Origin of the sequence: Streptococcus sp. 116-D4, from assembly GCF_009731465.1 — a bacterium.
Lineage (GTDB): Bacteria > Bacillota > Bacilli > Lactobacillales > Streptococcaceae > Streptococcus > Streptococcus pseudopneumoniae_E.
Map to the genome: position 1 here is coordinate 1,567,106 of NZ_AP021887.1, position 23,104 is coordinate 1,590,209.

Genomic DNA, 23,104 nt, shown 5'->3' on the forward strand with positions numbered 1-23,104 from the left:
ATTCCTGCCCTTTTTATCCGATTAAATTTGTTACCCAGATTTGTTTGAGCCAACTGGTTGTCACTGGTATGCTCTGGATGATGTGTTTTGCGACGATACTCTTTTCAAGAGGATTTTGTATAACTGCCATGGGGATGGTCGCCAAAATTGTCAAGGCCATTTGCAAGACAAATAAGGTCACCAACATGGACAAAATACCTGCTGAAACTTGGAAAAACTTGCCACCTAGTTTTTTACTAGGAATCAAGTGTAAGAGGAGACCAAGCAAACGACCGATGCTATAGACTATCCCAAATACAAGCAAGTAGCCGATCCCTGCGTAAAAGACCTTATCCAACTGAAAGAGTTGATCCGATGGGAAAAAGAAAGTCCCCTGACCTTCCTGCGGATTTGCATAAGGGAGGAGCAAATGAAATTGCTCTCCAAGCCCCTTATAAAACTGGCCAGCCACAAAAGCCGATGCCATGGCTGCAATCAGGTAATAAACCTGTAAGAGCAGGCCTCTGCGATAGCCGATATAAAATCCCCAAGCCAAGACCAATAGAAGAAGGAGTGAAATCATAAAGAATCCTCAATCTTACTCTGTTCTTGCTTGCAAGTCACAAGCTTGTGACGCAATTCTTCTAATTCTTGCTCCTTATCATCAAATTCAATCTCACGGCTGAGCTGAGTTGACAAACAGTTGACTGCCAACAAAAGAGCGATTGTTTCATCATCTGCGCTAGGCATTTGTTCTTTAATTGCTTGGTATTTTTCTGTCGCAACCTTGGCAATTTCCTCCATAAAAAGGTTATCATGCTCGCTTGTCAAGGTTAATGTTTTTTTCCCGAATGTAAATTTGAATCGATTTAGATTTGCCATAAAATTCACCTCACGATATTATACCAAAATTCGCTAATTTTGTCAGTTTTTACAAATTTGCCTGCTTTTATGGTACAATATAAACTATGGCAAGTATAACACTCACACCAAGCGAAAAGGAGATTCAGGCTTTTCTTGAACACTATCAAACCAGTCTGGCTCCCAGCAAGAATCGCTATATTCGCTACTTTTTACGACTACCTCAAGCAACGGTTTCTATCTATACTTCTGGAAAGGTCTTGCTTCAGGGTGAAGGAGCTGAGAAATATGCTCGTTTCTTTGGCTATCAAGTTGTAGAGCAAACCAGCGGACAAAATTTTCCTTTGATTGGGACAGATGAGGTGGGAAATGGTTCCTACTTTGGTGGACTTGCAGTTGTGGCTTCTTTTGTCACACCTAACCAGCATGACTTCTTGCGAAAACTCGGTGTGGGAGATTCTAAAACTCTGACTGACCAAAAGATTCGTCAGATCGCCCCTATCCTCAAGGAAAAAATTCAGCACCAGGCACTGCTTCTCTCACCAAGCAAGTACAACGAAGTCATTGGAGACCGCTACAATGCTGTTTCAGTTAAGGTAGCCCTCCATAACCAGGCTATCTACCTTCTCCTTCAAAAAGGCATTCAGCCTGAGAAAATTGTGATTGATGCCTTTACCAGTGCTAAAAATTATGACAAGTATTTGGCACAAGAGGCCAATCGCTTCAGCAATCCGATTAGCCTGGAAGAAAAGGCTGAGGGCAAATATTTGGCTGTAGCTGTTTCTTCCATCATTGCGCGTGATCTCTTTCTGGAAAATCTTGAAAATCTGGGACGAGAACTGGGTTATCAACTTCCAAGTGGAGCTGGAACGGCTTCTGATAAGGTGGCTAGCCAAATTTTGCAAGCCTATGGTATGCAGGGACTCAATTTCTGCGCCAAACTGCACTTTAAAAATACTGAAAAAGCGAAAAAACGCTTAGAAAGGTAAGTTATGAATTCATTTAAACATTTCCTAAAAGAGTGGGGATTGTTCCTCCTAATTCTGTCATTACTAGCTTTAAGCCGTCTCTTTCTCTGGAGGAATGTCAGTGTAGAAGGACATTCTATGGATCCTACCCTGGCAGATGGAGAAGTCCTCTTTGTGGTCAAACACCTTCCTATTGACCGATTTGATATCGTGGTGGCGCATGAAGATGATGGAAATAAAGACATCGTCAAGCGCGTGATCGGTATGCCAGGAGATACTATCCGTTACGAAAATGATAAACTTTACATCAATGACAAAGAGACGGACGAACCTTATCTAGCTGACTATATCAAACGCTTCAAGGATGACAAACTCCAAAGCACCTACTCAGGCAAGGGATTTGAAGGAAATAAAGGCACTTTCTTTAGAAGTATTGCTGAAAAAGCTCAAGCCTTCACCGTTGATGTCAACTACAATACCAACTTTAGCTTTACTGTCCCAGAAGGAGAATACCTTCTCCTTGGAGACGACCGCTTAGTTTCGAGCGACAGCCGCCACGTAGGTACCTTCAAAGCAAAAGATATCACAGGAGAAGCTAAATTCCGCTTCTGGCCAATCACCCGTATCGGAACATTTTAAGAAATCGAAGAGGCCGAGAATCAGCAATCTCAGCCTCTTCTTCTATCGTGAGAATATGATTATTCACTATCCAGTTTGATTAAGATAGAAACAAAGTTATACTCAATGAAAATCAAAGAGCAAACTAGAAAGCTAGCCGTAGGTTGCTCAAAGCACTGCTTTGAGGTTGTAGATAGAACTGACAAAGTCAGTAACATATATACGGCAAGGCGAAGCTGACGTGGTTTGAAGAGATTTTCGAAGAGTATTAACTCTCACCTATTTATGCAAAGGAATCTTATGGAAGTTTATTTTTCAGGAACCATTGAACGGATTATTTTTGAAAATCCCAGCAATTTTTATCGCATCCTCCTCCTAGAAATCGACGACACGGACGCAAAGGATTTTGATGATTTTGAAATCATTGTCACGGGAACAATGGCTGACGTGATTGAGGGAGAAGACTATACTTTTTGGGGACAAATTGTCCAGCACTCCAAATATGGGGAACAACTGCAAATCAGCCGGTATGAACGCGCAAAACCAACTAGCAAGGGCTTGGTTAAGTACTTTTCAAGTAGCCATTTCAAGGGAATTGGTCTCAAGACAGCTCAGAAAATTGTGGATACCTATGGCGATAATACCATTGACGAAATTCTGCAACATCCAGAAAAGTTAGAAGGCATCGCAGGACTATCTGCCAAAAATCGTGAGGCCTTCGTCTCCACCCTCCGTCTCAACTACGGAACCGAGATGGTTTTGGCCAAACTAGCCAACTACGGCATTCCCAATAAATTAGCCTTTCAGATTCAAGACTTTTACAAGGAGGAAACCCTTGATGTGGTTGAAAATTATCCCTACCAACTGGTCGAAGATATCAAGGGCTTGGGATTTACCATTGCTGACCAATTAGCGGAAGAACTAGGCATCGAAAGTCAGGCTCCTGAACGCTTCCGCGCCGGTCTAGTACATAGTCTTTTTCAGACCTGTATGGAAACAGGGGACACCTATGTTGAAGCACGGGATTTGCTGGAACAAACCCTTACTCTCCTTGAATCTTCTCGCCCCGTGGAACTGGATCCCTGCCAAGTGGCCCAAGAACTCTCCTACTTGATCGAAGAAGACAAGGTTCAGCAGATTGATACCAAGATTTTTGACAACAGCCTCTTTTTTGCAGAAGAAGGGATTCGTAGCCACTTGGTTCGTATCCTCGAAAAAGGAAAACAGAAGAGCCAAGATCTAGAAACCATTCACAAGCATATTACTACTGTTGAGGAAGAACTGGGGATTGAGTATGACAGCATTCAAAAACAGGCTATTTGTGACGCTATCCAAAATAAGGTCTTTATCCTGACAGGTGGCCCTGGTACTGGGAAGACAACGGTTATCAATGGGATCATCGCTGTTTATGCCCTCTTAGAAGGACTGGACCTCAGGAAAAAAAGCAACCTACCGATTCTTCTTGCCGCTCCAACTGGACGAGCCGCTCGCCGCATGAATGAATTGACAGGCTTGCCTAGCGCGACCATACACCGTCATTTAGGAATGACAGGTGACGATGACACCAGTCATCTGGAAGATTATCTGGATGCCGACTTTATTATCGTGGATGAATTTTCCATGGTGGATACTTGGCTGGCCAACCAACTCTTCTCCAACATCTCGTCTGATAGTAAAGTCCTCATCGTGGGAGATAGCGATCAGCTCCCGTCTGTCAGCCCTGGACAAGTTCTATCGGATCTGCTTCATATTCCTTTGATACCTCAGACTCGCTTGGAAAAAATTTACCGGCAAAGCGAAGAATCAACTATCGTCACCTTAGCTAGTCAAATTCGACAGGGTATCTTACCTGCTGATTTCACCCAGAAAAAAGCTGATCGTTCCTACTTTGAAATCGCTAGTGGCCATATTCCTGCTACCATTGAAAAGATTTTAGGCGCAGCCCTCAGAAGTGGAATCCCTACTCGTGATATTCAGGTTCTGGCTCCCATGTACCGAGGGACAGCAGGGATTGATGCTATCAATCAGCTCATGCAAAACCTGCTCAATCCACCACAAAAAGATCAACTCAGTTTTGAAGCTCCCCAGTGTCACTATCGTAAGGGCGACAAGGTCATTCATTTGGTCAACGATGCTGAAATCAATGTCTTTAATGGAGATTTAGGAGCTATCACAGACCTGATTCCTGGTAAATACACCGAGTCGAAACAAGACGAAATTGTCATTGATTTTGATGGCAATGAGGTCTCTTACCCACGTAACGAATGGTACAAGATTCGCCTGGCCTATGCCATGAGTATCCATAAGTCCCAGGGAAGTGAGTTCCCTGTTGTTATCCTACCCATCACCAGTGCTAGCAGGCGTATGCTGGAGCGCAATCTCATCTATACAGCCATTACACGCGCCAAAAGCAAGCTTATCTTACTAGGCGAATTACAGGCCTTCGACTATGCTACCCAGCATATCGGAACTGCCCGAAAAACCTATCTGATTGAACGCTTCAGTGATTTATTGGAGAATGTTGAAGAAAAGCAACAAGCGGTCTCTGAAACAGCCACATCAAGCGTCTCTGAACAATCCTACATCCTAACCGAAGAAAACTGGGACAGCATCCCCGCCATGATTGGGATTACTGACGCAGACCTCAAAGAGATTTTTGAAAAATAGTGCATCAGAAAACCCACCTAATCAGGTGGGATTTTTGGCTATTAAGATTATTTAACTGTTGCTGTGCTTGTAATCAATTCAACAGCTTTTTTGATTGTGATGTCGTGTTTCAACATATCAGCTGAAAGCAAGTTTTGAACTTGAGCCACTTCCATGTTGTAATCTGCAGCCAATTGCTCGATTTCTTTTTGGATTTCTTCTTCTGAAGCATCAAATCCTTCAGCTTTGGCAACTGCTTCGATAACAAGGTTAGTCTTAGTACGTGATTCAGCTTCTCCTTCGTATTGTTTGTGAAGGTCTTCTTGAGTAGTTCCAGTGATTTGGAAGTACATGTCAGGATTGATACCTTGACGTTGCAAGTTTCCAAGGAATTCGTTTACTGAGCGGTGAACTTCTTCGTGGATCATTTCTTCTGGAAGTTCTACGATTTCAGCGTTTTCTACAGCTTTATCAATTGCTGCACCTTCTACGGCATCTTTGTAAGCTTCTTCTTTAGCTTCAGCTAACTCTTTGCGGTATTTTTCTTTCAATTCAGCAAGTGTTTCAACTTCTTCATCGATGTCTTTTGCAAGCTCATCGTCAAGAGCTGGAACTTCTTTAGCTTTTACTTCGTGGATAGTTGTCACGAATTTAGCTTCTTTACCTGCAAGATCTTCAGCTTGGTAGTCTTCTGGGAATGTTACGATAACGTCAACAGTTTCACCAGCTGAATGTCCAACTAATTGGTCTTCGAAACCAGGGATGAATTGACCTGAACCAAGTCCAAGTGAGAAGTTTTCACCTTTTCCGCCGTCAAATTCAACACCGTCGATAGAACCAACAAAGTCGATAACAACAGTGTCGCCGTTTTCAGCAGCAGCTTCTTTGATCACCAATTCAGCCAAATTGTTGCGTTCGCGTTCGATACGCTCTTCAACGTCAGCGTCAGTTACTTCTTTTTCTACATCAACTGATACTTCAAGGTTTTTGTAGTCACCCAATTTTACTTCAGGTTTTGTAACAACTTCAGCAGTGATAACCCAGTCTTGACCTTTTTCCATTGAAGTTACATCAATTTTTGGTTGAGCAACGACTTCAAGACCAGCTTCTTTTACAGCTGCTTCATAAGCGTTTGGCAAAAGAGCGTTCATAACGTCTTGGTAAAGTGACTCTTCACCAAATTTTTTGTCGAAGATAGGGCGTGGAAGGTGACCTTTACGGAAACCTGGAACATTAAGAGATTTCTTCACTGAGTTGAAGACACGGTCCAATTCTGGTTTGATTTGGTCTTGAGAGATAGTGAAAGTCAAGACACCACGGTTTGTTTCTTTGTTTTCAAATGATACAGACATTCTGTCATTTCTCCTTAAAATTTTTTAAATACAGTCTATTATAACATAAATGAGCGACTTTTTTCAAGTAATGACTGCGCTTTTCAATGATGGGAGAGGTACGGTTTCTTCTTGGTTTTCTTTAGGTTTCGAATATAATTTTATAAAAGATGTTTAATGATGGCTGATTACAGTAAAAAAACGAATCGCCCACACATCCCTCATTGGGCGATTCGTTTTGTATTATTTAACCACAAGAACCTTGTAATATTCATTCTTATTTGGCTGTGTAATCTTAATTTTTTGACCATAGAAACCATCGATTTCTTTGTCAAAATAATCTGAAAATCCTGATGGCAAGCGTTTCATCTTAAGAACTTCTCCAGATTGGTCTGCATATACAAGGAAGTGATGGTGGGTTGTAGCCATACCATCATCGATCAATACAAAGTAACCTGTTTTGAGCTTACCTTGTCCATTGTCTAAATAGTATAGTTTATTGTTATTGATTGTGAAGTTAGCAAATCGAAGTCGTACACCTGGGTCTTCTAGATAAAGATCATTGCCAACTTTTTTGATTTCTGATCTAGTTGTCATCTCTGGAAGTGGTAATACTCTACGACCATCTGCTCCAAAGTAATATCGACCTGGTAGATTTTGGAAATTACGAATAACAGCTTTAGGATCAATTTCTTGTCCTTCTTCTTTATTATCCACTAAAGCTAAGGTAGTATTTGCAACCTCATCCCCATATTTGTCGGAAAACTTCTTGAACTCAGGTTTGATATACCAAGTATTTTTAGCCACGATAACATCAGTATAGTTATGTCCATCAAATTTTGATGTAATCAGATACTCATATCCATCACCTAAACGGACAATATCATCATCTTTATAAGGGCTATTTTTTAAAGTCAACATATAGCCATCCTTGCTGAGAATATAGCCTGTCCCATCACTAGAATTTACAACTCTATCAGAGGCCATTGCACCTGATTGTTCAAAATAATACCAATTACCATCTATGAACACCCAACCTGTCATCATAGAACCACTAAAATGAAGATAGTACCAAGTAGACCCTTCTTTGTACCAACCTGTACGCATAGCGCCACTATCTGCTAGAGAGTACCAGGTGCTACCTTCCTTGTACCAGCCAGTTCGCATAGCCCCACTGTCTGCTAGTGAGTACCAGGTATTGCCTTCCTTGTACCATCCAGTGCGCATAGCGCCACTATCTGCTAGCGAATACCAGGTATTGCCTTCTTTGAGCCAGCCTGTCTGCAAGTTACCAGTGCTGTCGAAGTGATACCATGAGCCAGCATTTTGCACCCATTTATTTTTAGCGAAACTGCCATCTTGAGAAAGATTCCAGTCAGCGCCATTTTTAACCCAAGTATCTGCAGCCTGTGCTTGGTTGATAGATAAAAGTAGACCAGCACCTACAAGCAAACCAAGTGTGAGTAGTTTAGATTTTTTCATAGCCATTTCCTCCTATTCTATAGTGAAATGAACATGACTTCCTAGTAAACAAAGCTGTTCGCTTTTTCGTTTTACTCTGTCAGACGTCTTATTTCACAACAGAAACATTTCCTGTCTTACTATCGATTTTAACAGTTTGACCGTAGAAACCGTCAATTTCTTTATTAAGATAATCTGAAATTCCTGTTGGCAATCGTTTCATTTTAAGAATTTCACCAGATTGGTCTGCATAAACAAGAATATGATAGTGATGATAGCTTGGTCTATCATCAATCAATGCAAAATAACCTGTTTTGAGTTTCCAATTATCACCATCTAAATAGTATAGTTTATTATTATTGATTGTGAAGCTGGTAGCTCCAAGAAGAAGTCGTGCACCCGGATTTTCTAGATAGACATCATTTCCAACTTTTTTAATCTCTGAATAGGTGGTCATTTCTGGTAAATTTGTTACGCGACGACCATCTGCCCCAAAGTAATACCTGTTTGGTAAGTTTTGGAAATTTTTGACGACAGCTTTAGGATTAATTTCTTGTCCTTCTTCTGCATTATCTACTAAAGCCAACATCGTATTGGAAACTTTATCTCCATATTTATCAGAAAACTTCTTAAATTCAGGTTTTATGTACCAAGCATTTTTTTCAACAATGACTCCATCTTTTCTATGAATAAGATGATAATCATATCCATCAGACAAAGTAACAATATTTGTGATAATTGTATCATCCGCTTGAGATTGTTCAACCTGACTTGGGAGTTTGGTCAACATATAACCATCCTTACCAATGACATAACTTTCTCCATCGCTGGCTGGAACAGCTCTATCTGCTACCATAGCTCCTGAGTTTTCAAAGTAAGACCATTGACCATTTGTAGTCGCCCATCCTGTTGCCATAGCGCCACTATTTGCTAGTGAGTACCAGGTGTTACCTTCCTTGTACCAGCCAGTGCGCATAGCACCACTATCTGCTAGCGAATACCATGTATTGCCTTCTTTGAGCCAGCCTGTCTGCATGTTACCAGTGCTGTCGAAGTGATACCATGAGCCAGCATTTTGCACCCATTTATTTTTAGCGAGACTGCCATCTTGCGAAAGATTCCAGTCAGCACCCTTTTTAACCCAAGTGTCTGCTGCCTGTGCTTGATTGATAGATAAAAGTAGACCAGCACCTACAAGCAAACCAAGAGTGAGAAATTTAGATTTTTTCATAGCCATTTCCTCCTGTTATAAAATTATACAGATATAGAAAGAATAATTTTATTCCCAGTATCTTCTACTTACAGAATATGATAAGTAGTTGATAACAAAGCTCCTGAAGTAAGTAATAAAGCTGCATAAGTAATATATTTTTTCATGACAAAAATCCTTTCTTCAAAATTCCTTAACACTCTAGTGACCTTATTTTGATGATTTACGGAGACATACCTGTAACCTCCTTTTGGATTTTTTATATTTTATAAAATATATGTTAATCTAAATATTTCTAACTCTATTGTACTCTCCTATAAAATGAATGTCAACAAATAACATGAAACATTGTGAAAAAAATATTTTGTTGTGCTAGCACTACTTGCTCGCTTCTTTGATGCTAAGTTTAGCCATTTCTCCAACATTATTTTATATAACTACTAAAACTCCTCCTGCCCGACCAAATGGTGCTGAAAAGCATAAACTGCTGCCTGGGTGCGATCACTGACCTCCAGCTTGGCTAGGATATTGGACACATGGGTCTTGACCGTCTTGAGAGAGATAAAAAGTTCGTCTGCGATGCGCTGATTTTCGTAGCCCTTGGCGATGAGTTGAAGCACGTCACGTTCACGCGCAGTCAAATCCTCATGTAGTTCTATGTGATTGCGCTGGTATTCGACCTTCTTGCTGACTTCTTGCTCAATAGCCAACTCTCCAGCAGCCACCTTACGAACAGCATGGAGTAGTTCGTCTGCACTAGAAGTCTTGAGCATATAGCCTTTAGCACCAGCATTTAAGACAGGCATGATTTTTTCATTGTCCAAATAAGAAGTCACAATCAAAATCTTGGCTTCAGGCCATTCTTTGAGGATGGCCAGGGTCGCATCAATCCCATTCATCTCAGGCATGACAATATCCATGACAATGACATCTGGACGCAATTCCAAGGCTAACTCAATGCCTTGAGACCCATTGGCTGCCTCCCCTACAACTTCTACATCATCTTGGAGATCAAAGTAGCTTTTCAAGCCCAATCGAACCATTTCGTGGTCATCTACTAGTAAAATTTTCATCTTTACTCCTTTATCATTCCTTATCAAGCAGGGGAATACGGATATCAACTGCCAGCCCTTGCTTGGGAGCTGTTAATAACTGAACCGTCCCTGCCATATCTTCAACACGTTCCTTGATATTGCGGAGTCCATAACTCAAGTCGTCTAAGTTCCCTAACTGGAAACCAATCCCATTGTCCACCACCTTCAGCTGCAATTCAAAATCTGTCTGATAGAGGTAGACATCTAGGCAAGAGGCTTGGGCATGGCGGAGGGTATTGCTGATCAATTCTTGCAGGATACGGAAGATATGCTCCTCGATTTTCTTAGGCAATTTCGTCACATTTTGCTTAAAACCAACCTTGAGATCACTCTTGTCTTCAAGCTCTTTTAAGAGAATTTTTATTCCCTCAACTAGGCTCTTTTGCTCCAGTTCAACTGGCCGCAAATGCAAGAGTAAAACCCGCAAATCCTTCTGGGCAGTTTCTAAAATAGCTGTGACACTCTGCAACTGGATCTGCATCTTTTCTCTATCCAATTTCAAAGCCTGCTGGCTGACACCTGACAAAATCATGTGGGCCGCAAACAACTCCTGACTGACTGTATCGTGCAAATCCCGCGCAATCCGCTTCCGTTCTTTCTCGATGATTGTTTCTTCCTGAGCAAGACTGTGATTTTCAGCCTTTTGAAGAGCTTCTGTCAAGAGGTTAAGTTTACCTGACAAGGACTTGAAACTGGCATCCAAATCTGGATCTGCAACCTGAACCACTTCTTTCCCTGCCAATAAACGCTTGAGATTAGCCTGCATTTTTCTTAGAGAAAGCTCTTCGATACCTCGCCAAAACAAGGCTAAGAGAAAGGTCATGGATATGCTGAATACCAACAACAAAAAGATAAATTTTTCTGTTTTTTCGACATCATGCAAGAAAATAGACCAATCAAAGTCAAGGATTTCCAGCAAGCTGTGGGAGAAAAATAAGACAAACAGGATGGAGGTGAGAGCAATCATTACATAAGCTTGTTTTTTCATCCTCTAACTACCTCCACATCTCCAATCATAGTAGTCAAGAAAATCTTGACACTCTTGTTACTCTTGAGATAGTCTCTTGTTTCTTGATGATAGTGTTCATTGCGGAGGGCTCGCTTGGGCTGGTTAAAGAAAGTCAAATCACCATAGAGACAGTTAACGCTGAGACTGACTTCCACATCTACAGGTACAATGATTTTGGTCGTTCCTACCATCTTTCTGAGGATAATGACATTGTCATGATTGGTTAAGATGACCCTCTCCAGATGAATAGTGTCCTTCCCCATGAGGCGAAAGAGATTAATATCATCAAACTGGCAAGTCTGGTAGCTTGAAAAATGATGGAGATTTCCAAACCAACGATTTTTCTCCTTCTTAACCGTTACCACCTCTTCAAAAACCAAATTGGTCTGCTCTTTTTCCTGGTTCATCATCGGATAAAGAAGAAAGAGACTATAGATGACCGCAACAAAAATAGCTAAAATTACAAAAGGATTGAGCATGACGATGAAAAAAAAGAGAATGCTTGCCACTACTAAAAGAAGATTATTGCCCTCTTTACCAGTGTAATAGCGAATCAAAAGCAAAAAGAGGAATAAAATCAGCAGAACACGCGAAAAATGCTCTGATACCATCAAAATCAGAGCTCCTGTCAGAAGACAGGCTTCGATAAATAAAAAGATTTTAAATTTTCTCATAGGTTTATCCTCTCCCTTCTATTTTATCACAATTCAAAAAAGTCACCTCGGTCTGAAGATGGAAAAAAGGCGGTGGTTACGCCTTTTTCATCTGATCCTTTGCTTCTTTTAATTTTCCATAAAGAAGATAGTCTACTTTTTGCAAATCTGCTATGGTGGCACAATTAAGAGCACACATAATTAAACGCAGATCGTCTTTCCAGCCTTGGACAATACCGATCACTTCTTCAACTGTGTAGGTTTCAATCAATTCCAGAACTGTTCGAGACAGTCCTACAGCCTTGGCACCAAAGACCAAACACTTAATCATATCCAGCGGATTGCGAACACCTCCACTGACCAAGAGTTCGACCTTGTCTTTCCATTCTTGAGCATTGAGAAGGGCTTGCATGGTAGACTGCCCCCATTGATTGAGGTAATCACGCTGACCACTGCGACGGTTTTCAATATAGGCAAAGCTGGTACCACCACGACCTGATAGATCCACTGTACGAACACCCAGTTCATAGGCTCTTTCGATGGTCTTCACATCCATTCCAAAGCCCACTTCCTTTAGGACAATCGGAACGGGGATTTGCTTGCTATAGCCTGCCAGATGCGATTGCCAGCTTCGAAACTTCCTTTCTCCCTCAGGCATGAGCAATTCCTGCATGACATTGACATGCACTTGCAGGAGAACAGGATTCATCTCTTCTACAGTCTGCAAACCAAGTTCAACCGGCTTATCCAATCCAATATTGGTTCCAAGAAGGAGATTTGGATGATCAAACTTGACAGAAAAAGAGTCATCTGCTGGACCTTTGAGGGCTACGCTATAAGAGCCCGTTACAAACAAAATACCACAGGCTTCTGCCACTTGAGCCAGCTTTTGATTGATTTCTCTCCCCTTATCGCTCCCACCTGTCATGGCATTGATATAAAAAGGAAAGTCCCACTTTCGACCAGCAAACTCTGTTGACAGATCGATTTCATCCAGGTCGTAAAGAGGCAAGGAAGAATGAATCAACTCCACCTCATCAAAACTATTATAGGAACTTTTCTGCTCAAGGGCATAGCGGATATGCTCGTCCTTACGATTTGTCGTCATTTCCTATCCTTTCTTGGTATAAGAGTTCAATCCCCAGATCGTCCCAGCGAGTTTTTAAGGTTTCAGTTGATTGCACATCAAAACTCAAGGCAATACCACAATCGCCACCACCAGCGCCGCTACTCTTAGCAACAGCTTGCAAATCTTGACTAGCTTCTTTCAACTGTCTGAGCGAAGGCGTGTAAATATCTGCGCTCAAGTTTTCTAAGAGCTTGCTGGCTACTTCCACTTGCTCGATAATTTTTTCAACGTTCCCCTGATCCAAGGCTTCTACCAAAGAAACCACCGTTTCTTTTGAGGAAGTTAAAAAACTCTGATTGATATTTTGCTTGATTTGCTGGACCATGTGACTCGATACAGCCACTTCCTTAGTCCATCCCACTAGGAAATCACATTCTAGAGTTGGTTTTACTTGTGAAATAGAAAAGCCCCAATCACGCTCTAAAACAGTCGCCAAGTTTTCTTCTTCCAACCACGCAGCCACCTGCTGGCGATCAAAAGACTGGTAGAGAACTAAATCCTCTGCCACAATACAGGCAAGGTCCCCCATAGAACCATTGTCACCTCGCTTGAGTAAGACAGCACTAGCCAGCTTGAACAAGAGGTTCTGATCAATCGAAAGATCATATAGAGCTAGTAAAGCCTTGACAACCAAGACAACGACGCTACCGCTAGAACCCAGACCAAACTTTTTCCCTTCTCGTTCCATTTTTCCTCGAATTTCCAAAGAAAAAGGTCGCAAGGTCTCTCCACGATAAACGAGGAAATCTTGCACTAAAGCAATCGTTTCTTGAATTAAGCTATAGTCAGGATTTGGCGTCAAATCAACTGCGAAATCAAACATATCCGAATAGATACGGTAACTATCAGAAAAAGTAATCTCGCCCTTCATATAGATGGGAATGGCCTTTATCAAGGCCAACTGCCCTGGCTCTAAAATAGCATATTCACCTGCCCAATAGAGTTTTCCACAAGTTTTAACAGCAATCATCTTGGCTCAAATCCTTTGTTTTTGACACAATCAAGCGATAACGTTGACCGAAGATTTCCGATAAATGCTCCAAGTCTTTCTTTTGACAGAGAACCTTGACATTGGGACCAGCATCCATGGTAAAGTAGCAGGCTTCCCCTTGCTCACGGAGCTGGCGAACAAAGTCCATGGCTTCATAGCTTGCATTGGTCAGATAAGAAAAAGCTGGTGATGCTGCTTTGGTCGTAGCGTGCATAGCCAGGGCATTTTCCTCCGTTAACTCCCCAACCTTGGCAAAATCATTTTCCTTGAGATAAACCAGCATATCCTGATAATCCTTCTCTGACTGACGTACCCAGTCGTCAAAGGTCGTCGAGGTTTCCACACAAAGTTTCATCCCGTCACGGCTAGAGATTTGTTTTTTCTTGTCCTCTAGTACCAACATAATCATAGCTAGTTTCAAGTCTGTCTCTACCGGGTAAATCTCTCCGCTATCCTTGTCCCAGGCACCTAGCGGTCCATAAAAACTCCGAGAAGAAGAGCCTGAGGCAAACTTAGCCTCCTGTGCCAATTGGCTCCGAGTCAAACCAAACTTGAAATAAGCATTACAAGCCTTGACCAGGGCGGATAAACCACTAGAACTTGACGACAAGCCCGCTGCGGTTGGCATATTATTTTGAGTATCGATACGGACAAAGCCCCCACCTTCTGGACGGTAGCGGTCAATAATCTTGCTCATCTTGGCATGCTCCGCCTCATTTTGTAGCTGACCATTGATATAAAAGGCATCAGCTGTCGCAGGGGATGGTAAAGGTGACAAGGTCGTCTCCGTGTACATATTTTCTAAAGTCAGAGAGATGCTGCTAGTAGCAGGCACCATCTCTTTTTCTTTTTTCTTTCCCCAATATTTGATAATGGCAATATTCGCGTAAGAACGTACTGTTACAGGCTCTCGATCCATGTCTGTACAGCTCCTTTCTCTTCTAATCTTTCTGCTAGTTCTTGAGCTTGTGTCAAATCGACTGCCAAGGCTATGATACAGCCTCCTAGCCCACCACCACTCATCTTGGCCCCCAGAGCACCATGGCTAAGAGCCGTTTCAACTAGAGAATCCGCTTCAGGGCTACTGACACCAATTTCTTTTAAATGTAAGTGTGCTTGACTGAAGATTTGTCCCAGTCCTTCAGCATCTTTTCGTCTAATCGCATCTTCTGCTTGCTGGGTCAATTCTCCCAAGGCATGCAAAAACGGCAGGGCATCCTTGCCCTTGCTTTGAACCACTTGGATGGCTTCACGGGTGTGACCATAAACGCCCGTATCGGCAATCACCAAATAGGCGGATAGGTCCATCTTAAGCTCTGTAAATCCAACGTTTTTAATAAATCGAATAGGTTGGTCACTGAGACAGGTCTTGGCATCCAAACCACTCGGATTCATATGGGCAATCATCTCCGCCCGATTGACCAAGATTTCCAATACATGATGAGGCAAGTCGGCTTGATAGTAGTCAAAAACCGCACGAATGGCCGCTATGCTGATAGCCGCAGACGAACCCATCCCTCGTTTTTCAGGAATAGCTGAGTCAATCTGACAACGAATGCAAGCATTCTTGATATTTAGATGCTCAAGCGAAGCATACACCGCCATAGACAAGGTATCCTCCTCATAAAGACGCCATGGACTTTCAGCTGGGACCACCTTACAAGTCACCTCCACCTCTAAGAGAGGCAGGGAAATGGCTGGATAACCGTAAACGACCGCATGCTCCCCTATTAAAATAATCTTACTATGTGCCTGACCGACACCAACTTTTTTTGTCATATTTTCCTTTTACTAGACGAAAAAGCCGTCTCATTGTTCATACAAGTATTTATTCTCTCCTATCTATTTTATTATATTTTCACAAAAAAAGCGATTGTTTCCTTCACAATCGCTTGTTTTCATTATTGAACCCATTCGCCATTATAATTGACGTAGTAGCCATCTACAGTGGTATTCACTGCTAAGGCACCTGAGCTATAGGCATAGTACCATTTACCATTAACTTGGAACCAGCCTGTCACCATGGCTCCTGATGAACGGAGGTAGTACCACTTGTTACCGAGGTATTGCCAGCCAGTTTTCATATCACCATTTGACTGGTCTAAATAGTACCAAGTTGAACCATCTTGATACCAGCCAGTTGCCATGGCACCTGATGAACGGAGGTAGTACCACTTATTGCCAAGTTGTTTCCAACCCGTTTGCATTGTAGCAGTTGTTGGATCTAGATAGTACCAAGCTGAACCATCATTTATCCAACCTGCACGTCTTTCACCACCAATATAGTTTTCTCCATTAATTTCCGTTTTAGCTAGATAATACCAATTAGACTGGTCATAAAGCCAACCTGTCTCTAAAGAATGATTTTGATTAAAGTAATAGTTCGTGTAAAAACTCTTCTCTTCTTTATCTTCCGGATTTGTACGTTTTTCCCCATACTTTCTTCCAATACTTTCTTTAGTTTTAACCTCTAATGCTTTCCAACCAACAAACTCTTGTAGCACTCCATTTTTGTCAAAGTAGTACCATTCTGGCATTGGGGAACCTTCTAATCTTATACCATTAGGGTAAGGACCAATTGTATATCCTTTAACTGGCATTGGAATGTATTGCCAACCGACAACCATCTCTCCTGATACATGATCAAAATAATAGGTCTTCCCATCAATCACTCGCCAGGCCGTTTCTTTGATGTCACCCTTCTTGTAGTAGGTTCTACCATTTTCTTGGACAAATTGCCAACCATCTGAATCAGCATCATCCGCAAATACTGTACTTGTTGCTAGCAAACCAAAGAAAAAGACTGCTAATGCGATTTGCATCAATTTTTTTATTGTTTTCATTAGACCTATCCTCCATAACTGATTATAGCAAAGACCAAACTGCATGTCAATATATAGAAAACCCCTCAAAAAAGCAGTTACAAAACTGCAACTGCTTTTCTATCCTTGCATGGTGTAACCAACACCACGAACGGTTTTAATGTAGCTTTTTTGACCTTTTACATCAAGCTTGCTACGTAGATAACGGATATAGACATCCACGATATTCGTTTCGGTCGCACTTTCATACTTCCATACACTTTCCAGCAACTGCTCACGAGTCAGGACTTTCTTGCTTCCCATGAGAGTAGCCAAGAGGTCATACTCACGACGCGTCAGAGCAATCATTTCCTCGCCACGATAAACGGTATGATGTTCTACATCCATACGCAGATTGCGGTAAGACGTTGGAACCTTCATCTGACTACAGTGTTGGTCGATAAAATCCCGACCTCGGAAAATTGCTGCAATACGAGCCACCAAATCATCAATAATGACTGGCTTATAGATATATGAAACGGCAAAGCGTTGGATTGTCTCAATCTGATCTTGCAAATCTTCACGATGGTCCAAGACCATAATGACTGAGGCTGGCTTAGTCCGACTTAGCTCGTCTGCAAAATCCTGGGCTGTCATATCCTCCAGATGAGCATTCAATAAAATCAAGTCATAGTCTGTCTGAAGAGCCATGGAAAGGGCTTTTTGCCCCTCCTCAACCTGATCAACTCGGTATTGTTCTTTTTGGAGTTCCAAACTTAAAAAATGAGCTAGATTTCGTTCTTTCTCAAGTAATAAAATCCGTTTCCCCATGGCAGACCTACTTATTTTTCGTCATACCAAGAGTAGTGGAAGGTTCCTTCTTTGTCTTTACGTTGGTAAGTATGGGCACCAAAGTAGTCACGTTGCGCTTGGATTAAGTTAGCTGGAAGGTCAGCTGAACGGTAGCTATCAAAGTAAGTAATAGCTGCTGAGAAGGTTGGTACTGGTACACCAGCTTGAACCGCAAGAGCTACGATATCACGCACTGCTTGTTGGTACTTAGCAGTAACATCCAAGAAGTACTCATCCAAAAGAAGGTTAGCAAGGTCTGCATCACGGTTGTAAGCATCTGTAATCTTTTGCAAGAAACGAGAACGGATGATACAGCCATCGCGCCAGATAGATGAGATATCTGCAAATGGCAAGTTCCAGTTGTTTTCTTTAGAAGCTACACGCAATTGCGCAAAACCTTGTGCGTATGAGATGATTTTTGAGAAGTAAAGGGCTTGGCGGATTTTTTCAATCAACTCAGCCTTGTCTCCTTCAAATTTGAAAGCAGCTGGTTTTGGAAGAACCTTGCTAGCATGTACACGTTCTTCTTTGTAGGTTGAAATGTAACGTGCAAATACTGACTCAGTGATGAGTGACAATGGCACACCAAGGTCAAGAGCTGATTGACTAGTCCATTTACCAGTTCCCTTGTTACCTGCAGCATCAAGGATGTAGTCTACGATTGGTCCATCTTGACCTTCATCGTCTTTACGGCTCAAGATATCCGCTGTGATTTCGATCAAGTAGCTGTCCAATTCACCCTTGTTCCACTCAGTAAAGATTTCAGCCATGTCTTCTGCAGAAAGACCAAGCAAGTGTTGCATAAGATCGTAGCTTTCTGCGATCAATTGCATGTCACCATACTCGATACCGTTGTGGACCATCTTCACGTAGTGACCAGCTCCATCAGGACCGATGTATGTCACACATGGTTTTCCATCTTCTGGTGCTTTTGCTGAGATTTCTTCGAGAACATCCGCAACCAAGTCGTAGGCTTCTTTTTGTCCACCAGGCATGATAGAAGGACCTTCAAGGGCACCTTTTTCACCACCAGATACACCAGTACCGATAAAGTTGATACCTGAGTTTGCCAATTCTTCATTACGACGGATTGTATCTTTGTAGAAAGTATTTCCTCCATCGATCAAGATATCACCTTTATCCAAGTGTGGAAGAAGGGCTTGAATTGTAGCATCTGTACCAGGTCCTGCTTGAACCATAAGCATGATACGACGTGGTTTTTCAATTGAATTTACGAAGCTTTCGATATCATAGCTTGGCACGAAGTGTTTATCAGGGTGGCAAGCAATCACATCTTCCGTTTTTTCTTTACTACGGTTGTAAATAGCAACTGTGTAACCACGAGATTCAATATTAAGGGCAAGGTTACGACCCATTACGGCCATACCAACAACACCAAAGTTAGCTTTTGTCATTTGATACTCCTCTTGTTTAATTTGTTTTATTTTATCATTTTTACTTTTGAAAAGAAAGAATTTTGTAACGACTGCTTAGTAGTCCAAGTCATCTGCATGACCAGAAGCATTTCCAACAAAGTATCCTGTCTTACAGTTAAGGGTAAAGAGATAGGTCCCATCTGGCTTGTAGAGGTTGTAATAACCATTGCCATTAACGATATTAACACGTTCAAGGATGTATTGGTTACCAGTAATATAACCACGTGAACGTGAAGTCGCTAGAATTTGTTCCAAGACACCATCCGCAAAATCCCAGGCAGGGTTATCGCTATCATCAATAGCAGACTGATTGTAGGCAACACGACTGGCACTTCTTTGAACTGCAACTCCTGCACTTGATATACCCATATTGACTTCACTGCGGGTACTTCTAGTTTCATTTGATGCAGTATTTGAACTGCTTGGGCTTGTTTCACTAGCAGTATTTTCACTTGCTTGACTAGAACTTGAGCTGCTAGTTTCACTTGAACTTGAGCTTGAAGCACTTGTTTGCTGGCTCTTACCAAGACTGATAGCCTTATCTAGAACTTTATCAAGTTCCGTATTTCCAGTTTTAATATCTGTAAATTTAGCATCCGGTTTAGCTTTAGCGTTAGTGTCCAAAACACCATCCACAATAGCTGGCTTCTCAAATTGAGCATTAACATCTTGAATGGCCTTGATTTGAGTTGCTAGGCTATCATACTTAGATTTTGCAAGCGTATATTCACGACTACCTTCTAGCTTATCAAGTAAGGTTTTTAGTTGACTTAGTTTATCAAACTGGCTATTTTTCAAAGCTGTTTTGTTGCTATCTGTATAGAAGGCATCATATAAATTATTGAATTCTTCCACATCTGACTGCGTATTTGTAGTTGATTGAGAAGTTTGGATTTCCTTGGTCGAACGAGCCACTTGACGATAAACATAATAACCAGTTCCAAGGATAAGAACCACTAAAGCTGCTAGAATACCGTAAAGCACCCATTTTTTCTTACTGTTTCCATCTTCACTATCTGTCACTCGAGAACGTGTGAGAGCCTCTTCCGCTCCATCTAATTGGACCTCTTCCGTCTCAAATTCTTCGACAAGAGGAGCTTCTGAAACTCGTGTTAATTCTAAATCATCAAACTGACTCAATTCATCTTCTGGATCTGGAGGAGTTACTCCTGTATCCTCACGAAGCTCTTGAAGCAAATTATCAAGAGTCTGAGTCTCCTCTACCTCTTCTTTTTCAACTAAATCATCCTTGCTAAACTGACGCGTTTCAAACTTATCTGCATCAATTGCATCTTTATGTTTCTTCACATACTTGTCCAAGATAGAATCTCCAGGCAATACACCTGCTTCCACCTCTTCATTTTTTCGCATAGCTTCTCCAACTGTTAGCTCTTTAGCATCATCAAAATCAAATTGAGCTTCTTGATGTTCTGCTTTATGATGATTACGTCCTTTCTCACTCATGAGTTTTCCTTCCTACTTTACTTCCTGACGTTTAACACGCTGACCAAAATATTGATATAAATCAACTTTTAAGGTCCCATTGTACAACTTACGTTTCTTATCCGCCTGACTACCATACTTGGTCTCAAAGGCTTCATCACTAGTTAAGATAAATTTGCTCCACGTTTTCAGCGGTGCAAATACTTGACCCATTTCAGCATAAAGCTTGGTAACTCCTGCATCGTCTGACAAGCGTTCACCATAAGGCGGGTTAGAGATGATCACTCCATTGATTTTGTCAGAACGCAAATCCTGCACGCGCATCTGCTTAAAGGTAATATCTCCAGCAACCCCTGCTGCCCGAGCATTGGCCTTAGCAATCTCCACCATACGAGCATCGATATCACAGCCCATGATATCCAGTTCCAGTTCACGATCCACTTTCCTAGCTGCCTCTGTGCGCACTTCTTGGATCAAGCGATCGCTAATCCAGTTCCATTCCTCAAAAGCAAAAGAGCGACGAAGACCAGGAGCCATCTTTCTAGCAATCATAACTGCTTCGATACAGAAAGTTCCTGAACCACAGGTTGGATCAATCAAGGGCTTGTCTGGATACCAGTTAGAAAGTTGCAAAATGGCTGCCGCCATATTTTCCTTGATAGGAGCACCACCTTTTTCCGTACGATAGCCACGTTTAAAGAGACTGGATCCGGTCGTATCAATCATGACAGTTGCAATGTCTTTCAGAATAGAGACCTCAATCTTAAACTCAGGACCATTCTCCATCAGAGGAACACCTTCTGGACGGGCATAGTATTTTTGTAACTTCTTAACAACAGCCTTTTTTGAAATAGCCTGAACACTGGGTTCGTTGTGTAGTTTAGACTTAACACATTTGGCTTTCGAAATCGGAAAACGAGCCCCAAGCGGTAAATAATGTTCCCAATCTAGAGCGAAAACTCCCTGAAAGAGCTCCTCAAAAGTCTTAGCTGAGAAACTTCCTACAATGATTTTGATACGATCTGCTGCCCGAAGCCAGAGGTTGGTTTCAATAATAGCTCTTGCGTCTCCTTGAAAGCGAACACGCCCATTTTCAACCTGACAATCGTAGCCCAACTCTCGCACTTCACGTCCCACAACAGCCTCAAGACCCGCTGCAGCAGTAGCAATTAAATTAAATTCTTTTTTCATTTTCAGTCTTATAAGACCTTTCTATATGTCCACTTTAAAAAATGAGGTTGAGAAAGTTTTCTCAGCCCCAACCTATATGCAATTTTCTATAAGCCATGTTTTGTTCCAGAAGTGACTAGGACCACTCCCTTCGATAATCATCTGTCTACCACTAACAGCCTAGAGCTGATAGCAGTCAGAGTACTACGTTCGTTTCCGTGTACTCCATGCCCCGACCGAAATTTGGGTTGCTAGCTTGAGGGGTTTACCGCGTTCCACTCTCTCTGTTTCCAGAAAGACTCCGTCACTGTGGCACTTTCAAGCCTACTCTGGCCTATCCAAGGACTTAGCCATTTCAACTGCCGTAACGATTTCTCGTCCCTAGGCTTATGGTTTCGCCTAGCACAAACACTACAGGCATCACAGCCTGTGCTAGCATGGACTTTCCTCATGAAAAGAAATTCTCCTCACGCGATTATCCAAAAATTGCACTTTTCAAATAAGCTCTTATAAATCAGAGTTATCCAAAATTTGTTTACCAAACACTTCTTTCTCAAGACGATTTAGTCGTTTCAAAATATCAAAATTCGTCATAGAAGTGGTAGCTGTCATTTCAAGAGGTTCTGCTTGAACCGGTGCAGATTCAGGTTTGCGAGACAACTCTTCCTTTAACTCTGCAATTTCTTGACGGAGAGACTTGACTAAGGCAGCATAAGTTTCATAGTCCTTGATGACATCGTCCAAAAATTCATCAACTTCAACCTTACTATATCCACGGACTTCACGTCCAAACTCTTGCTCAAAAATATCTTTTGCTGAAAAAATAATACTTGCCATCACTCTCTCCATTCTCGGTTTCTAATAGTATTATTATATAAAAAAAGGCAAGCAAAAATCAAGGTCAAAGGCTTACTTTTCAGAAAAATTTTCTGCTAGCTCATTTAAGTCTTCAAAGGTTAACCTTTTGATACGATAACCTTCCTGATTTATCATCAAATTGTCTATAAATTTTAATTTTGTCTCATTTTCTGGATCATAGAAAAAATAAGCTAAATCAGTGTTTTTCAGTAAAAATCGTTGGTAGTCTCGTAGTTGCCCCACATGTTCATATTTAGGATAGGCATATTTGACAAAATCTACCTGCTTAAATTGGCTAAGTTTAAGCTGATTGGCTTCATTCCAATTTTCCCCATGCGTTTCAAAATCAAAAATGGTCGCTAGACTAAAATCATACTCGTATTTCATTTCATTTGCGACATCCAGAACCCATGATTCAAATCCCAAATTCCCTGTAAAGACCAGCCATTTAATCCCTTCTTCTGCTAAACTTTCTAAATCACGGCGAATGGCATTCTTTATAATTTTTAACCTAATATCTTTCTCGTCAAAGACACCCAAGTCAAAGTTAGAATATCCCATAATTAAAGCTGTAGTCATTTTTACACCTTTCTT

General features: G+C 41.6%; 22 protein-coding genes and 1 other RNA gene. 3 read left to right on the plus strand and 20 right to left on the minus strand.

From position 1 onward, the window contains the following. Positions 1-13 precede the first annotated feature (13 nt). Both UKS_RS07930 and zapA read right to left on the minus strand, forming a co-directional pair. Positions 14-562 (minus strand): CvpA family protein, encoded by a 549-nt coding sequence (locus UKS_RS07930; protein WP_156012568.1) that lies wholly within the window; start codon positions 560-562, stop codon positions 14-16. Next, entirely contained in the window at positions 559-861 is a 303-nt protein-coding gene (gene zapA / locus UKS_RS07935; protein WP_000002023.1) for a cell division protein ZapA, read from the minus strand. Before zapA ends, UKS_RS07930 begins: the two co-directional genes overlap by 4 nt. Positions 862-947: 86 nt before the next feature. On the opposite strand from zapA, the gene rnhC reads away from it, so the two are divergent. The 3 genes from rnhC (at position 948) to recD2 (ending at position 5,093) form a co-directional block, all read left to right on the plus strand. Then, entirely contained in the window at positions 948-1,829 is an 882-nt protein-coding gene (gene rnhC, locus UKS_RS07940) for a ribonuclease HIII (protein WP_156012570.1), read from the plus strand. A gap of 3 nt (positions 1,830-1,832) precedes the next feature. After that, complete coding sequence (lepB, locus tag UKS_RS07945) at positions 1,833-2,447, plus strand: signal peptidase I (protein ID WP_156012572.1); 615 nt, start codon at positions 1,833-1,835, stop codon at positions 2,445-2,447. Between the two features lie 279 nt (positions 2,448-2,726). After that, positions 2,727-5,093: an SF1B family DNA helicase RecD2 gene (gene recD2, locus UKS_RS07950; RefSeq protein WP_156012574.1), complete on the plus strand. Its 2,367-nt coding sequence runs from the start codon at positions 2,727-2,729 to the stop codon at positions 5,091-5,093. Between the two features lie 47 nt (positions 5,094-5,140). On the opposite strand, the gene tig is transcribed toward recD2, so the two are convergent. The 18 genes from tig to UKS_RS08040 form a co-directional block, all read right to left on the minus strand. Beyond that, positions 5,141-6,424 carry a trigger factor gene (gene tig / locus UKS_RS07955; protein ID WP_049497108.1) on the minus strand — a complete coding sequence of 428 codons (1,284 nt, stop codon included), beginning with the start codon at positions 6,422-6,424 and terminating at the stop codon, positions 5,141-5,143. A gap of 222 nt (positions 6,425-6,646) precedes the next feature. Continuing rightward, complete coding sequence (locus tag UKS_RS07960) at positions 6,647-7,885, minus strand: N-acetylmuramoyl-L-alanine amidase family protein (protein WP_156012576.1); 1,239 nt, start codon at positions 7,883-7,885, stop codon at positions 6,647-6,649. A gap of 88 nt (positions 7,886-7,973) precedes the next feature. Further along, positions 7,974-9,095: an N-acetylmuramoyl-L-alanine amidase family protein gene (locus UKS_RS07965; protein WP_156012578.1), complete on the minus strand. Its 1,122-nt coding sequence runs from the start codon at positions 9,093-9,095 to the stop codon at positions 7,974-7,976. 419 nt (positions 9,096-9,514) lie between these two features. Next, positions 9,515-10,147, minus strand: a complete 633-nt coding sequence (locus tag UKS_RS07970; protein WP_156012580.1) for a response regulator transcription factor — start codon at positions 10,145-10,147, stop codon at positions 9,515-9,517. A gap of 13 nt (positions 10,148-10,160) precedes the next feature. Continuing rightward, positions 10,161-11,156, minus strand: a complete 996-nt coding sequence (locus tag UKS_RS07975) for a sensor histidine kinase (RefSeq protein ID WP_156012582.1) — start codon at positions 11,154-11,156, stop codon at positions 10,161-10,163. Continuing rightward, complete coding sequence (gene liaF, locus UKS_RS07980; RefSeq protein WP_156012583.1) at positions 11,153-11,851, minus strand: cell wall-active antibiotics response protein LiaF; 699 nt, start codon at positions 11,849-11,851, stop codon at positions 11,153-11,155. The genes UKS_RS07975 and liaF overlap by 4 nt, the downstream gene beginning before the upstream one ends. A gap of 76 nt (positions 11,852-11,927) precedes the next feature. Next, complete coding sequence (fni, locus tag UKS_RS07985) at positions 11,928-12,938, minus strand: type 2 isopentenyl-diphosphate Delta-isomerase (protein ID WP_156012585.1); 1,011 nt, start codon at positions 12,936-12,938, stop codon at positions 11,928-11,930. Then, positions 12,922-13,929: a phosphomevalonate kinase gene (locus UKS_RS07990; RefSeq protein WP_156012587.1), complete on the minus strand. Its 1,008-nt coding sequence runs from the start codon at positions 13,927-13,929 to the stop codon at positions 12,922-12,924. The genes fni and UKS_RS07990 overlap by 17 nt, the downstream gene beginning before the upstream one ends. Further along, positions 13,916-14,869 carry a diphosphomevalonate decarboxylase gene (mvaD, locus tag UKS_RS07995; RefSeq protein ID WP_156012589.1) on the minus strand — a complete coding sequence of 318 codons (954 nt, stop codon included), beginning with the start codon at positions 14,867-14,869 and terminating at the stop codon, positions 13,916-13,918. The genes UKS_RS07990 and mvaD overlap by 14 nt, the downstream gene beginning before the upstream one ends. Beyond that, entirely contained in the window at positions 14,851-15,729 is an 879-nt protein-coding gene (mvk, locus tag UKS_RS08000; protein ID WP_156012591.1) for a mevalonate kinase, read from the minus strand. The genes mvaD and mvk overlap by 19 nt, the downstream gene beginning before the upstream one ends. Before the next feature lie 122 nt (positions 15,730-15,851). After that, positions 15,852-16,793, minus strand: a complete 942-nt coding sequence (cbpJ, locus tag UKS_RS08005) for a choline-binding protein CbpJ (RefSeq protein ID WP_156012593.1) — start codon at positions 16,791-16,793, stop codon at positions 15,852-15,854. 99 nt (positions 16,794-16,892) lie between these two features. Beyond that, a complete protein-coding gene (locus tag UKS_RS08010) occupies positions 16,893-17,582 on the minus strand; it encodes a response regulator transcription factor (RefSeq protein WP_156012595.1) in 690 nt (229 codons plus the stop codon). Positions 17,583-17,593: 11 nt separating this feature from the next. Further along, positions 17,594-19,018 (minus strand): NADP-dependent phosphogluconate dehydrogenase, encoded by a 1,425-nt coding sequence (gndA, locus tag UKS_RS08015; protein WP_156012597.1) that lies wholly within the window; start codon positions 19,016-19,018, stop codon positions 17,594-17,596. Between the two features lie 75 nt (positions 19,019-19,093). Continuing rightward, positions 19,094-20,503 (minus strand): cell division site-positioning protein MapZ, encoded by a 1,410-nt coding sequence (gene mapZ / locus UKS_RS08020; RefSeq protein WP_156012598.1) that lies wholly within the window; start codon positions 20,501-20,503, stop codon positions 19,094-19,096. Between the two features lie 12 nt (positions 20,504-20,515). Then, positions 20,516-21,673, minus strand: a complete 1,158-nt coding sequence (locus UKS_RS08025) for a THUMP domain-containing class I SAM-dependent RNA methyltransferase (protein ID WP_156012600.1) — start codon at positions 21,671-21,673, stop codon at positions 20,516-20,518. An 84-nt stretch (positions 21,674-21,757) separates the two neighbouring features. After that, positions 21,758-22,139: RNase P RNA component class B (gene rnpB, locus UKS_RS08030), an RNA gene on the minus strand. 20 nt (positions 22,140-22,159) lie between these two features. After that, positions 22,160-22,489: a cell division regulator GpsB gene (gene gpsB, locus UKS_RS08035; RefSeq protein WP_000146534.1), complete on the minus strand. Its 330-nt coding sequence runs from the start codon at positions 22,487-22,489 to the stop codon at positions 22,160-22,162. Between the two features lie 72 nt (positions 22,490-22,561). Further along, entirely contained in the window at positions 22,562-23,089 is a 528-nt protein-coding gene (locus UKS_RS08040) for an SLOG family protein (protein WP_156012602.1), read from the minus strand. Between the last annotated feature and the right edge of the window lie 15 nt (positions 23,090-23,104).